General features: G+C 50.2%; 11 protein-coding genes. 10 read left to right on the top strand and 1 reads right to left on the bottom strand.

What is annotated here, in order from left to right; all coding sequences use genetic code 11:
- Positions 1-33: 33 nt before the first annotated feature.
- Positions 34-432 (bottom strand): glyoxalase, encoded by a 399-nt coding sequence (locus tag EGM51_06850; GenBank protein QBG47127.1) that lies wholly within the window; start codon positions 430-432, stop codon positions 34-36.
- Between the two features lie 109 nt (positions 433-541).
- Here EGM51_06850 and EGM51_06845 point away from each other — a divergent pair, with 109 nt between their 5' ends.
- From EGM51_06845 to EGM51_06800, 10 genes are all read left to right on the top strand, one after another.
- Positions 542-742, top strand: a complete 201-nt coding sequence (locus EGM51_06845; GenBank protein QBG47126.1) for a hypothetical protein — start codon at positions 542-544, stop codon at positions 740-742.
- Between the two features lie 202 nt (positions 743-944).
- On the top strand, positions 945-1,739 hold the full coding sequence (locus tag EGM51_06840; protein QBG47125.1) for a LacI family transcriptional regulator: 795 nt from the start codon (positions 945-947) through the stop codon (positions 1,737-1,739).
- Positions 1,697-1,966, top strand: coding sequence for a LacI family transcriptional regulator (locus EGM51_06835; protein QBG47124.1), 270 nt, complete (start codon positions 1,697-1,699; stop codon positions 1,964-1,966). Before EGM51_06840 ends, EGM51_06835 begins: the two co-directional genes overlap by 43 nt.
- A 79-nt stretch (positions 1,967-2,045) precedes the next feature.
- Positions 2,046-4,370: a hypothetical protein gene (locus tag EGM51_06830; GenBank protein ID QBG47123.1), complete on the top strand. Its 2,325-nt coding sequence runs from the start codon at positions 2,046-2,048 to the stop codon at positions 4,368-4,370.
- A gap of 75 nt (positions 4,371-4,445) precedes the next feature.
- Positions 4,446-6,260, top strand: coding sequence for a DUF5060 domain-containing protein (locus EGM51_06825; GenBank protein QBG47122.1), 1,815 nt, complete (start codon positions 4,446-4,448; stop codon positions 6,258-6,260).
- 89 nt (positions 6,261-6,349) lie between these two features.
- Positions 6,350-6,880, top strand: a complete 531-nt coding sequence (locus EGM51_06820) for a hypothetical protein (GenBank protein QBG47121.1) — start codon at positions 6,350-6,352, stop codon at positions 6,878-6,880.
- Between the two features lie 117 nt (positions 6,881-6,997).
- Positions 6,998-7,954 carry a ThuA domain-containing protein gene (locus tag EGM51_06815; protein ID QBG47120.1) on the top strand — a complete coding sequence of 319 codons (957 nt, stop codon included), beginning with the start codon at positions 6,998-7,000 and terminating at the stop codon, positions 7,952-7,954.
- Positions 7,955-8,039: 85 nt separating this feature from the next.
- Entirely contained in the window at positions 8,040-10,034 is a 1,995-nt protein-coding gene (locus EGM51_06810) for a sulfatase (protein ID QBG47119.1), read from the top strand.
- A 7-nt stretch (positions 10,035-10,041) separates the two neighbouring features.
- Entirely contained in the window at positions 10,042-11,988 is a 1,947-nt protein-coding gene (locus tag EGM51_06805) for a beta-agarase (GenBank protein QBG47118.1), read from the top strand.
- A 153-nt stretch (positions 11,989-12,141) separates the two neighbouring features.
- On the top strand, positions 12,142-12,909 hold the full coding sequence (locus EGM51_06800; protein ID QBG47117.1) for a hypothetical protein: 768 nt from the start codon (positions 12,142-12,144) through the stop codon (positions 12,907-12,909).
- Positions 12,910-12,941: the final 32 nt, after the last annotated feature.

The raw sequence follows: 12,941 nt of genomic DNA, 5'->3' as shown, positions 1-12,941 counted from the left end.
TACATCGGCCCCATCCTCAGACGGCTGGGCCGGTTAGTTTTTATAATGTTGCTTGAATTCCTCAGACGGTTCTCTCTCAGAGAAAATGTAGAGACTAACTCCATTGGGATCGAGGATTGAGAAACCTCGATCACCCCATGGATGGTTTTTGAGAGGCATAACAGGAGTTAGGCCGGCCTCTGTGAGACGTTGATATTCTGAATCAACATCACCTACTGCGAAATTGTAAATCAGCCCGGCAGGATTACAGGCGGGTGGAACGGGGTCTTGAGGGGTCATAAACTGTAGCTCCGATGTTTCTTTTCCAAACTGTAAATTCACATACCAACCGCAATCAAATGTGACTTTGGCATCGAAATACTTCACGTAGAAATCACGTGATTCTTTAACCTTTTCTGTGGCGATGCATGCTGACAATGTATTAACGATCATATTATTTCCTTTCTCCGGAGTCCGGGGGAGGGAGTTCCCGCCGGAGGACTGATTCAAAAACAGTCGTTATGAACTGTTCAGGAAGAAAACGACGCGAGAAAGATTAAGCATGGATGTCGGTTCATATAAAGTATTAAACGAAATTGGGTTGGCTTTTGATGGAATGAATCCGGCTTCATTTGGCAACGCTTCCATGAATGGGCCGGGGAGCACGAAAGAACTTGCTATGAGCCGGACCTTTTATATCCAGGCCCGGAAAAGGGATGGTCGTCAACAGGCAGGTCAGGGGCTGGTCTGCAAATGGATTTGAATCCTGTGCCAATGCGGGAAAGAGTGGGCTTTCTACGGTGAAGAAGCACTGCCGGGGCTGAAAAAAAGAGGGTCTTTGTCATGCCGCAGGCTTCTCCATTTGAGACAAACATGTTAATTCTCATAATTCCAAAAGGCTTAAAATGGAGAAAGGCTTTTAAATATTGCCTGAAGTTAAATGTTTATGGTAACAACTGACCACTATGAGTAAACAAATCACGATTCGCGACATCGCAGAGAAGACGGGGTTCTCATTTCAGACGGTCAGCCGCGTGCTGAACGGCAAGGCCCATCTTCATAAAGCCGCCACTGTGCGGAAAATAGAAAAAGTGGCAGGCGAAATGGGGTATGTGCCCAACCTTTTCGCCAAGGGCATGCAGAGCGGAAAAACCTATTCAGTCGGTCTGATTATTGATCCGTTTGTGGATAATTTCACCGAGGAGATTTTTCGCGGGGCTCATGATGAACTCATGAAGCGGAATTATCTGCCGATTCTGCTGATGCATAATCAGGATGGTGAAGATGAGCAGCTGGTGCAGCGTCTCGCCGAACGGCGGGTGGAAGGGTTGATCATCCGGCCGTATCCGGAGCGTATGGATGAGGTTTCGGCCGCCATAGAACAGCATCATATGCCTGTGGTTTCGGTGGACTATGCACTGACCAGCGAGAAAAAATTTGATTTTGTGGGCACGGCTGATGAGCATGGCGGACAGTTGGCGGGCGAACATCTTCTGGAGCTGGGACATCGCAGACTGGCTATGCTTTTTACTGAAACGGAAAGTCTGCAGCTGCGCCGTCGCGGTTTTGAATATGCTGTTTCCCGTGTGTCGGATGCGGATAAGCCGCTGATGCTTGAAGGTTGGGATTTTAAGAACGACGAGAACAACCAGGCCCGAATCCGCGAAATGCTGCAGGGGGCTGATGCGCCGACCGCTATTTTTGCGGGGGCGACTTTATGCTGCCGAGCGTGTACAAAGCGGCTCATACGCTGGATATGACGATTCCTGAGGATCTTTCCGTGATCGGATTCGGAGATGAGGAGTTTTCGGAATACATGATTCCGCCGGCGACGACGCTGCATCAGGATGCTTATGAAATCGGGGTGCAGGCTGCTCAACTGGTGATCGATCGTGTTGAGAATAAAGAGCGTCAGGTACCGGTTCGTCAGCTCCGTTTTGAGCCGCATCTGCTGGTTCGGGAGTCCACGGCCGCACCGAAAGGTTAATTCAGTTGTCCAACGGTTGGCTTGTCAGTCGTTGGATATTTTTTGAAAGGATTATGTTATGGTTCTCATGCGATTTTTTATGACACTAATTTTGCTCGCGACGGTTTCTGCCGGTGCGGCGGAAATTGATCTCGAACAACTGGGCCCGGCAGGCAAAGCGGCCTATGAAAAACACCGGCGCCTCTTTAAAGATGTGGTTCCGAAGTATGATGTGACGACTAAAATCCAGGTAAATTCCGGGGTCAAAGCGTTGACGCATCTGCCTTTTTATGAGGGACCGACAGAAATCAACGGAGTGCTTCAGGTGCCGATTCCCCAGGAGCTGAATGAGCATATTTTCGATTTTAAACAGGTCGAGATTCTGGGCAAGAACCTGGATGGTGTTACAAAGGTGAAGGTGATCAGTGTCGGTTCCGGAAATCCGGTGCTTGGAATTACGGCCCAGCGTGAAAAGCTGATACAGATTAAAGTGACTTCATTTATGTGTGCGCTGAATGTTCCGCTGACGCTGGAGATTGAGGGCAGCGGTACGGTGGAAAAGGTGGAGTTTGTGCATCGTGAAGGTATCGCTATGGAGTTTGATGCCTCGATTTACCGCGAACCCGGCCTGGATAAACCGGTAAAAAGTGTGCAGGTGTCTGTGGATGCCACACATTATCGTTCAATCGAGGGGATCTCAAAACTCAAGCCGGAGCGTTATTTCCGGTATTACGCTATGCCGAATGCAGACCGTTCGGGAAAGGAACCCTATTTTAAAGGAATGGGTTTTCTGCCCGGCCGTCAGCTGGCTGAACTGGGGCCGGCCTATGAAGACCGCTACGGGGCCGCCGGTTCGATGACGACGCTGAAAGAGGATCCGGCGCGCCCGGGTTCCGGGTATGCGGACCCCTCCTTTTTTGAACAGGAGGAGTGCTGGCAGTTTGAAGGCGTAGATCCTGATCTGGATTTCATTATGGGCTTCGATTCCTGGCCCCGTTTTATGCATCCGACCAATTTTCCGGGTGTGCCGAATCAGCGAGGTACGCCGGCGGTGGATAAATTCCACGCCGCAGCGGATCTCTGTCTGCAGTTCCTGAAAGCGCAGATTCGCGATAGCGGCCGCACGGCCAACTATTGGGAAGTGAAGAACGAATCGGATGTGAAGTCGGAATGGATTTATCATCATGAAGCGGGATACGACGGTTGGAAACTGCTGGCTGATTTCCATAATACGATGGCGGATACCATTCATGCGGAGCTTCCGGATGTGAAAATCGGTGGTCCGGTTTCGGCCTGGTTTGTTCCGTATGCCGGTGATTTCCGGGTTTGGCGCGATCAGGCCCGCTTTATGGATCTGACCCGGGACAAACTTGATTTCTATTCGCACCATTTTTACGAAGTCGGAGCAATGGATTCGCTCGAGCGGGTGCAGCGCGAAGGGAACAGCTATGTGCAGGGCGGACTGGAGAATACCGTGGATATGCTGCGTGCGCATATGGCGGAAACGGATAATAACAAGCCGATGGTGTGCTCGGAATATGGTTCACTCAGTTTCGTGCGTGATGAACGCGGTTTCTGGATGCACATCAAGAATATCAATTCGCTGATGGTTAAATTTCTCGACCGTCCGAATGATTTTGAGATTACGGTTCCGTTTATGCTGACCTTTATGCACTGGGCACCGGATTCGCTTGAAACCTTCATTCATCAGACGCCGGACGGTGAATTTGTGAAAACCAAAAACACCTATATTCTTGAAATGTGGAAAGGGTTCCGGGGCACACGGATTCCGGTTTCCGATTCCGAACATAAGGTGCGTACGCAGGCGGTAATTGATGGCAGCCTGATTCGTCTGGCCGTGAATAACCATACCGGTCACCGTGTTGAGCTGGATATTGATACGGTGGTGCCGAAAGGGGTAGGCGTAAAATCGGTGAAACGCCGCATGGCCTATTTTGAAAAAGGAGAAACCCGGTTCAGTTATGAGACCCTTGGAAGTTTGCGGAGCATTCCGATGGGCGTTGATGTGACGGCTGTTTTTGAGATTGAACTGGAAAAGGCGCCGGAAATCAGAGGCACATTGGAAGAGCGTATTCACTATGCCCGCGGAACGGCTATCAAGCTCAACGGTTCCATTGAAGTGCCGGTTCCGGTAGATGTAGAGAACGCTGTGTCGGCGGTGCTGCGGGTCGGTTTCTACCGTAAAGGCGGCATTGAAAAGCCGGTTACGTTTGAACTCAATGGAAACAAAGTGGGTACAGCGGATTTTTCTTATTCAAAAGGTACGCCTAATTTCTTCGATTATGTTGAACTCTCTGTAAATCCGGACTGGATCAAAGCGGATAATCTTCTGAAGATTTCCAGTGAAGAGCAGGGCATTACAATGTCTGCCGCCCGGATTAAAACGGTGACGGAAACAGAATAATTGACTCGGAGGACGACGTTCGGCGGAGCTGAAGGGTGCCCGGCGCTTTGACCTCCATTTTTCAAGGAGTTGGAAATGAAGAGAATATGGGCGGTATTGCTGTGCTTTTCGTGCATAAATGTGTTCGGTGAAGCCGAAATTTCGGGAGAACTTAAAACGTGGCATAAAGTCACACTGACCTTTCAGGGTCCGGAAACTGCGGAGAATGCAGCATTCAATCCGTTCATGAACTATCGGCTCAACGTTACCTTCAGGCATCCGGCCTCCGGAAAATCCTATGTGGTGCCCGGTTACTTTGCGGCCGATGGAAATGCGGCAGAAAGCTCGGCGGTTAAAGGCAATAAGTGGCGGGTACATTTTTCTCCGGACCGGACTGGAATCTGGGAATATAAGGTGGATTTCCGTAAAGGTAATTATGCGGCGGTCAGCACCAAGAAGGATACGGGCAAATCCGGCGGTTTTATGGATCAGGAAACCGGTTCATTCGAAATTGCTGCAACGGATAAAAGCGGGCGCGACTTCCGGTCCAAAGGCCGGTTGGATTATGTGGGCGGGCATTATCTGCAATTTGCGGGTAGCGGGGAATATTTTCTGAAAATGGGCCCCGATGCGCCGGAAAATTTTCTGGCGTATGCCGAGTTTGACGGCACACAGAATGACGACGGACATAAAGATAATCTGGTGAAAAGATGGGAGCCGCATGTCAAAGACTGGGCTGCCGGCGATCCGTCCTGGCAGGGCGGAAAAGGTAAAGGCATTATCGGTGCATTGAACTATCTTGCCTCCGAAGGGCTGAATTCGGTCTCCTTTCTCACGATGAATATCGGCGGGGATGATCAGAATGTATTTCCGTATGTTGATTATGATACGTGGGACCGATTCGACTGTTCCAAACTGGATCAGTGGGAAATGGTGTTTGAGCATGCGCAGCAGCGCGGACTTTTCCTGCATTTTAAACTGATGGAACACGAAAATCAGGGGCTGCTGGACGGCGGTGCTGTCGGAGCGTTGACCAAACTGTACTACCGGGAAATCATTGCCCGCTTCGGCCACCATCTGGCGCTGAACTGGAATGTCTGCGAAGAAAGCGGTGAATGGGGTAATCTGAAAACGCCGCCGGCAGAAACGGCTGAACGTCTGGCCTGTGCGGAACGTCTTTATCTGCAGGATCCCTATCAGCACCATCGTGTGATTCATAACGGGAAATGGTTTGATGATATTCTCGGGCCGGAGAGTAAATATACCGGTCCGTCGCTCCAGACGGGGAAAAGGGATTTCAGCAATGTGCATCGCAGTGTGCTGAACCTGCGCAGACAGTCGGCTGAGCACGGAAAGCCGTGGGCGGTTGCGTGTGATGAACCGGGCGATGCTTCTTTTTCGTTGCTGCCGGATGCAAATGATCCCGATGGGATAAATCACTATAACGCCCGTAAGAATGCGCTCTGGGGCACGCTGCTCGCAGGCGGCTGGGGCGTGGAATGGTATTTCGGGTATAAAATGCCGCATTCCGATCTGAGTTGCACGGACTGGCGGTCACGAGACGGTTTCTGGGACTATTGCCGTTATGCGCTTGAATTTTTTAGTGAAAATAAAATCCCGTTCTGGGAAATGGAAAACACCAACGGGCTGATCGGGAATCCGAAAAATGATGTGTCAGCCGGTTTCTGTTTTTCAAAGCCCGGAGTCTATGTGGTTTATGTGCCCGAATCGGTACGGGTCGGGCTTGATCTCAGCGGTCTTCCGGATCATCTTCAGGTGCAGTGGTTTAATCCGCGTAAGGGCGGTGCGTTACAGACCGGATCCGTTGCGCAGGTTAAGGGGGGCGGTAAAGTGGATCTCGGGAACCCGCCGTCTGAACCGGACGAGGACTGGGTGATTCTGGTTCGATGATTTCCGGAAAGGAAGGTGCGGAACAGATGGATTATTTCTTTCAATGAGGGGAAGTCCATGTCACGCTTTTTTACCGGAATGGAGAATGCGTGAAATTTAATCGGTCCATATTCAGTCTGTTCATTTTGCTGAGCGGTTGTGCATCGAACGTTGAAAAGCCAATTGCGCCGCCGGTACCGGATCCTGTTGGGGAACCGGAGAAACCGGTGGAGGAATTGCCGGTTTTCGGAACGCTGACGCTGATTCGGATTGAGCCGGAACCGGCACCGCCGGAGGTGCTGATTCATATTGGAGGTCAGCTGGCTGCCGCGATCGGGAATGAATCGTTTGTGACGATGAGCCTTCCGGCTGGTACAAATACGCTGGAGCTGGACTGGGAGGATTCTCCGCTGAAGTTTGAAGAGGTGGTTGTGCTGGAGCCGGATCTGCAGCCCGAAAAATATCTGTCTCTTATTCGTAAGTTTGATATGCCGGAAATCATAAAAACTACGAATTCAACGGATGTCACGATGGTTGAAACCGTTGCATTTCTGGAAATTCCGCCAGCGATTGGAAAAAATGTGATTAAAAATCTTGATCCTGATTTTTCCTATACGGCGCCGGAATTCCTTGAAAAGTAGCTTTATCCGGGTGAATTCCGGATTTGGAAATACAAAAGGATGCGGATTCCGTACAAGATTCTGTTCGGGAGGCGTCTTATGTTGTACACCTCAAAAATCCGTGAAAGGAACAAGGGTATGAAAAAGTTTGTATTGAGTGCATTGTGTGTGGGTTTGTCGGTTGCCGGTGCAGAGGCCAAGCTGAAGGCCTTGATTATTGATGGCCAGAATAATCACGCGGTTTGGCCGAAATCGACGGTTATGATGAAACAGTATCTGGAGGAAACCGGGCTTTTTGAAGTGGATGTGGACCGGGTACGCTATATCTGGAAATCGGAGCGCGAAGCAAAATATCTTCCGCTGGCCGGAGATTTCGAGACGGAGGCGGTGAAGCAGCCGAAGAGCGATCCTGATTTCAAACCGAATTTTGCGGAGTATGATGTCATCATTTCCAATTTTGGCTGGAAGGCGGCCAACCTGAGCAGGGAGACCGAAAAGGCGCTGGAGGAATATATGCTTAACGGCGGCGGTTTTGTGTCGGTGCATGCGGCAGATAATGCCTGGCCGCAGTGGATTGAATTCAATAAAATGATCGGAGTTGGTGGTTGGGGCGGCCGGAATGAAAAGAGCGGGCCGATCGTCTACTACAATGATCAGGGTAAAGAAGTGCGTGATACTTCGCCCGGTGGAGCCGGTGCCCATGGTCCCGCACATGAGTTTCCCATTGTCGTGCGTGCTCCGGAGCATCCGGTGATGAAGGGACTGCCGAAAGTATGGCTGACTTCTAAAGATGAATGTTATGCCAATATGCGTGGTCCGGCTCTGAATATGACGGTTCTGGCAACGGGTGAGGATCAGGGTGTTGAAAAGCGCAAAGGTAAACATCAGCCGATGCTGATGGCGATTGATTACGGCAAAGGCCGTTGTTTCCATACGACGCTGGGACATGATACCCCGGCATTTGAAGGTGTCGGTTTCATCACGACTTTCCAGCGGGGCTGCGAGTGGGCTGCCACAGGCAAGGTGACGATTCCGGTTCCGGATGATTTTCCGACGGCGGATGTGGTTTCGCGCCGGCCGTTCACGGTAAAGTAGATCTAAAGACCCGGTCGGACAGCATTGACTGGGTTTTTTAATTCCTTACCTTGTTTCAGTTCTCATTTGAAAGGTAGATAGAGCGATGATGAAAATGAAGTGGTTCCCGGTGGCCGGCGTTCTGCTGGCGGTCGGTGCGTTGAGTGCTGGTGCGGCTGAAAAAAAGATGAATGTGATTCTTGTGATGGCTGACGATATCAGTGCGCGCGAATTTCCGTTTTATGAATCGACCACATGGACCGGGGACCGCCGGGCAAAAACCCCGATGATGGATCGGATGATCGATGGAGGCGGCTGTTTTGTGGAGACGTTCTGGGGATCAACCATCTGTAAACCGAGCCGGGTGCAGTTGATGACGGGCACGTATGCCTATCAGAATAAATACTGGGATAATAAACACATCGGATCGGACTGCTGGAATGTCTATTCCGCTTATGAAAGTGCACCGATTACACTGGGCAATATGAGCCGGGATGCGGGGTATGCGAACATCTGGGTTTCAAAAAATCATATCGGGGCCGGCGGCGATGCGCTGAGTTTCGGATTCAATGAATGTATTTTTGATCCGGCGGAACCGGCGCGTCATATGGGGTGGAATCCGTTCGGAACGCCGAATACCAATCCGTATCCGATTTTCAGGACCGCGAATCCGGATGACTGGGATCACGAATCCTTTTTCTGGTGGCCGGAAATTCAGCTGATCAATCATCCCGACTACCCGGATGAACCGTTTAAATTTGTAAAAACGGAGATCAATGATTATGCACCGGATCTTGAAATGGAATATATCTTCGATTTCATGGAGCGTTCCAAGGCCTCCGGTAATCCTTTTTTTGTGATGCATCATCCGCATCTGGGACATCTGGCCAAGGATTGCGCCATTCCAGGAACGCCGACGATCTGGCCGGGCACACCGGTTATTGAGTGGAAAAACGGAAAATATGTGCGCAAGGATCCGAAGCATATCAAAAACGATGACGGCACGTATGAACGGATTAATATTACCCCGGCGGGTTTGAGCTATCATGTGGAGTATCTCGATTATCACATGTGGCAGTATGTCGAGAAGCTTAAGGAGATGGGTGAGCTGGAGAATACGCTCATTCTTTTCTTTGCGGATAATGGAACGCAGGATAATGCCGGAAACTTCGGGAAGGCCCGGATTACCCAGCAGCAGGGACAGCAGGTACCTTTGCTGGTGTATGCGCCGGGAGTTGAAAATCTGCGTCAGGGACGCCTGCCGGTTTGTGCGGACTTTACGGATATTCTTCCGACGCTGGCGGAGGTGATGGGCTTTGAGTTTCCGGAAGAATACGACCGACTGGATGGAAAAAGTCTGTGGCCCTATCTGACGGGAAAATCGAAGAAGCATCGTGATTATATTTATGCCATGCGTATTGATGCGCAGATGATTCGTAACGACAAGGTGATGAAGGACGGGGAGGGAACGTGGTATGACGTCAATAAGCGCCCGGGAGATTATCATTCCTTTACCCGGCTGGATGATCTGCCGAACGGTGAATATAAAAACATGCTGCTGGCCGAGAAAGCGAAGCTGGAGCCGAAGCTGAAAAAGTATGATCTGTATAATATCGATTCGGAGGCGCCTTTGCCGCCTCCGGATGCGGATAAAGACGGGATTGCCGACTGGTTTGAGGAAAAGTATGGAGCACTTGATCCGAGGGCGGATACTGATGGCGATGGTGTTGATAATTTCCATGAATATATCCATGGGGGAGATCCGCTGGATCCGGCACTGCCGTCAGCGGAACAACTGCCGCATTATGTGGAGCTTGCCGATGCTCAGGGGGAATATGTGGGCATCGAATTTCAGCGCCGGGAAGAGCTGGGTCCTGATTACTGGTTCCTGATCGAGGGTTCGGCCGATGGAAAAAACTGGACCACGGATGGGGTGATCCAGCAGCACACCCGGCGTTCGCTGGGGAATGGTATGGAGCGTATCGTGGCCCGGGTGGCGGCGGATAAAAACAAAGCTTCGATCGGGGAATTGCGTGTAACGGTGAAGAAGCCGAGAAAACGTCATCCACGCAAATTTGTGAATCTATTGAAAAAGAAGTAACGGAGAGATGAATATGAAGTTTTATTATGGAAGTCTGGTTGCATTATCTGCACTCGCCTCGGGATGTATTTCCGGTGAAGGAACGGTTGCGGTCCGTGCTGTGAACTGGGATGAGCCGCATATTGTGGTTGATGCCCATACGACCCGTGAAATCGGGGGCGTCTCCGAGGTGAACCGTAAGGCCTATTTTGCGGTGAGCGATAACGGAACCGGTTTTGATAAGCGTATGCCGGAAGATATTTATGATTATCTGGTGCACGATCTGGGCATCAGTTTCGGCCGCAGTCTGGGCCCTGTGAAATATACTGCTTCAATGCTTCCGGAAGATCCGAATCGTCCGGGGTATGCGGATACCACAAAGCTCAAACAGCAGAAACTGCCGGTACCGGGAAAACAGTTTGTAGAGGATTTCGGGCCGAATCTGGATGTGGCGGCGCACGGCAATCATAATGCATATCCGAAATACATGGGGCAGCATTTTCAGGAGGGCGCGGATTATCACGGTACTCCGGAGTGGATTCCGGAAAATATTGATGCGGCGGCTCAGCTGGCAGCCGATGTGTTCCTGTATAACTACACGGATTTCGACCGCCCGAAATATTTTGAGCCGTTGAATGAACCGCACTGGAAATATTTTGTGGATCAGCACATGGCGGACTGGCATCTGGCGGTGAAGGAAAAACTGCATGAAGTGACGCCCGAAGTGAAAGTGGGCGGTATGTGCCAGTCGGTTTCCTATTTCTTCCGGGATAACTATCAGAACTTTAACGGGTTTAAAGGCTTTATTAAAAATACCGGCTGCAATATGGATTTCTACTCCTTCCATTCCTATGACTATTTTAAATGGGAGGACGATGATTTCCGCGGTCGTGTACAGTCTGGCCTTGCACTCGAGGGTTCGCTGGATCTGATGCAGAATTTCACTATGAATAACTACGGTAAGGAAGTTGATGTCGTGGTCAGTGAGCAGGGGGGATACATCAATGTTCAGCCTAAGGGTGCTTATGACGGTGAGCTGCTTGCGGAAGAACTGGCCAAAAAATATTTCAATGATGTTGAGCCGTGGGAAAGGGAGCTGAAGAAACGCTCGATTGTGGCCTTTGTGCATGTGAGCAGTATTCTGGCAAATACCATGGCCTTTATTGATCATCCGCATACGGTGCAGAAGTCGGTTCCGTTTCTACTGCCGAACACCTGGGCATGGGATACAAAATATTATGCAAGTCTCTATGTGCCGAAAAACTATACCGACAAGGATACGTGGGTTGAAACGCACATGCTTGATTTCTATAAATTTTTCCGGGGTGTGAATGGTCGGCGCGTGAAAGCGTTGACGAGTGATCCGGATTTGCAGACCCGTGCTTTTGTGGATGGGTCCACACTTTATCTGGCGGTGAACAACCAGAGCTGGCGGCCGGAATCCGTCAATCTCTACGGCATTGAATCCGATCAGGTTCAAATCCGCCGGTTTGGCCGTAATGATGATTACACGGCGTATTATACTGAAGAAACGATCAGGACTCCGGAAACGCTCACCTTGCGTGGCCGTGAAGCGGTGATGATTGTTGCGGATATGGGATCCGATATTCCGGAGAAAGCTGTAGTGAATGAAATTGTCTGCTATGGCGATAAAACGATGGTCCCGCTGAAAAAAGCGGAGTTCACCATTAAGGTTCCCGTGGAACAGGACATTGAATATGCACAGTTACGCGTCGGTCTGACACGTAAAACGGATGCGGATAAAAAAGCGATCATTACGTTGAATGGTGAAGTGCTGGATGTTCCGCTTGAAGATTCAGCGGATCGCCTGAGCAAAGGAGAGTATGGGGTTACTAAGCAGGTTTATCTGGATCCTGCCAAGCTGAAGGCGGAGAATACGGTGAAGGTTTCCTTTGCGGACAGCGATGAAGGATTTGTGGGGACTGCTGTGATCCGTGCTGCCGTGAAAAAATAGAGCAGGATTTTTTCCTGAAGATACTGCAAACACGAAGGGCGAAAACCCTTCGTGTTTTTTTTCTGAGATAAATCATCCGGTTTTTAAAAAGTTGGCAAGTCTCCTGCTTTTAAGTAGCCGTATTTTAATAATGAAGTCATGGGGTAGATTTTGATGGAAAAAAACTGGCTGACATTCGCGGCACTTATCTGCATGGGTGCAGGGGTTCAGGGTGAAACCCTGAAATATAACTTTAATGATTTTGAGGTCGGGCCGATCAGCGGTCAGTATGAGTGGGATACATACGATAAAGTTCCCGATACGTCGGCCTTATCGATCATGGATCAACTGGGTACCAGCGAAGCCGACGGGGATAAAGCTCTGGTGGTCAGACAGGCTAAAACATCTATCCGCTGCGTGACCGGAGAGCCGGTCCGCTGGCTTCCGGGCTATACGTTTACGGCGGATTTCGATTTTAAAATTGCGGTTGATCCCCGCGAAATGGTTCTGGCAAAACCGGTGATGACAGTGATGTTCGGGAATTCGCTGCTAAGCCCGAAAGCACGTTGGGAAATTAAGCTGGAGGCTTCGCCGACCGGCGACTGGGTGCTGATCGGTGCTATGCCGGACGGATCGTCGAAACGGATTTACGGTGAAAATTTCCTTATCCGTGAAAACAACGCGGTATCGATTTCGCAGTGGTATAAAATGCGGCTGGTTTCTAAAAAACTGACGGAGCCGGACTCGTTTGAAACCCGGGTGGAAATTCTCGCTGCTGAGAGTGGCGAGCTGATTGCGGAAATTGAATTTACGGATAACAACAAGGATAAGATTGCGAAGGAAATGTGGAATACATCGCGCGCGCACCTCGGTTTTTATGCGGCGGAAAATCAGCTGGGTCTGGTGTGTGTCGACAATCTGACGATTACTTCGTCGAAATAGATTCCCGAATGTTGAACAATCAACCGATAGGA

It is taken from the genome of Verrucomicrobia bacterium S94 (assembly GCA_004299845.1).
GTDB lineage: Bacteria > Verrucomicrobiota > Kiritimatiellia > Kiritimatiellales > Pontiellaceae > Pontiella.
The sequence above is the reverse complement of the archived record's forward strand: the minus strand, read 5'-3'. Positions and strand labels throughout refer to the sequence as shown.